Source organism: Vibrio sp. YT-18 (assembly GCF_033337345.1).
In the GTDB taxonomy this organism is placed as follows: Bacteria; Pseudomonadota; Gammaproteobacteria; order Enterobacterales; family Vibrionaceae; genus Vibrio; species Vibrio alginolyticus.
Genome location: NZ_JAWOQO010000065.1, coordinates 1 through 1,848 on the forward strand (window position 1 = coordinate 1; position 1,848 = coordinate 1,848).

Consider the following 1,848-nt stretch of genomic DNA (forward strand, 5'->3'; position numbering starts at 1 on the left):
ATACAAAAAAGCCCAAGCGATGGGCTTGGGCGTTCTTACATTTAATGTGTTTGTCGAGTGTATTAGAACTCTTTCGGTGCGAAGCCAGTCATCACGTCTAGGCGTAGTTCTTTACCCATTTTAGTCATAGGGTGAACGATAACCAGGCCGCGTACGCGTTTCTTCAGTTTACCGATGTCTGCCTGTTCTGCTTTAGTGATTTCACGAGAGAATGGCATATCTAACTGGCTTTTACGTTCTTTATTTAGTTCGTATGTTTGTTTGTGCTTAAGTTGGTTAAGCTTCTTTGTTAGATCTTCAACTTCATCCGTGAATTTAGAAATCATTTCGTGATCACCACGAGAACGTGCTGCATCCAGTTTACGTTGGCAGGTATCTACGCGGTTATGCAGCTTTTGAATATCAGTTTTAATGCTCATGGTAAATAGACTCAATTTTTTAATGGTCGAGGAGTATAGCATAGCTGAAAATCTACGCTCTACTATCCTCCTCGATTCTATGTTTAGTTGATTAGTTCATTCCCTGAAACTTGGCCGGAGAAGAAGGCCTCTACGTTGTTCAATGTCACAGATGCTATGTTATTCAGCGCTTCGTGAGTTAAGAAAGCTTGATGGCCAGTGAACAGAACGTTGTGGCATGCCGATAAGCGGCGGAAAACATCATCCACGATAACGTCGTTGGATTTATCTTGGAAGAACAAGTCCTTTTCGTTGTCGTACACATCTAAACCGAGAGCGCCAATCTTACCCTGTTTAAGTGCTTCGATAGCGGCGACAGAGTCGAGTAACTCACCGCGGCTTGTATTGATGATCATCACGCCATCTTTCATTTGAGCAAAAGCGTTTTCGTTCAATAGGTGGTAGTTTTCTTCGCTCATTGGACAGTGAAGAGAGATAACATCTGCATTGGCGTAAATCTCTTCAAGAGAGCAGTATCGTGCACCCATTTCTAAAGCCAGAGGATTTTCGTAAGGGTCGTAGCAAAGCAGTTCCATCCCTAAGCCTTTAAAGATTCGCATCGTGGCGATACCAATCTTGCCAGTGCCGATAACGCCAACGGTTTTGCCGAAAAAGTTGAAGCCAACTAATCCTTCTAAAGAGAAGTTGGCATCACGGGTGCGTTGATACGCTTTGTGGAGACGACGATTCAAACACATCATCAAACCGACGGTATGCTCGGCGACCGCTTCGGGAGAGTATGCAGGCACTCGCACAACTTGAAGGCCAAGCTCTTTAGCCGCTTGTTGATCTACTTTATCGAAGCCAGCACAACGCATCGCAATGAGTTTTGTTCCGCCCAAGGAAAGTTGTTTTAGAACGGGAGCAGAAAGATCATCATTGACGAAAGCGCATACCACGTCACAACCGTGCGCCATTTTTGCTGTATTTTCGGTGAGTCGAAAGTCGTGATAGTGAAATTCGAAGTCGCGATTGTTCTTAATTTTATTAAAAGAGGCTTCGTCGTAGGATTTTGCACTAAAAAAAGCAATGTTAATCATAGTTCCCTCCCAAAAAGTATGGGTTTTATAAATAAATCTACTTATAAAGTAATGCAACTTAGGCCTAATGAATAGTGAAATCTTTGCTTAAATTTCAGTAATATCAAGATGCGATTAGCACCGTCTTTTTTACGTCTCAACGTTATAATCAGATTGCTTTGTGAGCATCATCTGACTAGCATAGCTTCTCTTTTATTTCCTTCTGACTCTTGGTTTGGGCGTTCTGGCAATGTCGATAAAATGGTGTGCTTTAATTCTGTGTGGATTGGTTACGTTCAGTACGCACGCGGCTGTCGATCTGGTTAAAGTTGATAAATCGAAACGCAGAATGTACTTGATAGAAGATGGCA

2 protein-coding genes are annotated in these 1,848 nt (G+C 42.6%); both read right to left on the reverse strand.

Going from position 1 to position 1,848, the window contains the following annotated elements; translation table 11 throughout:
• Positions 1-62: 62 nt before the first annotated feature.
• Entirely contained in the window at positions 63-419 is a 357-nt protein-coding gene (locus R7M72_RS24285; protein WP_318056366.1) for a YibL family ribosome-associated protein, read from the reverse strand.
• Positions 420-502: 83 nt separating this feature from the next.
• A complete protein-coding gene (locus R7M72_RS24290) occupies positions 503-1,498 on the reverse strand; it encodes a 2-hydroxyacid dehydrogenase (RefSeq protein WP_276387650.1) in 996 nt (331 codons plus the stop codon).
• Positions 1,499-1,848: the final 350 nt, after the last annotated feature.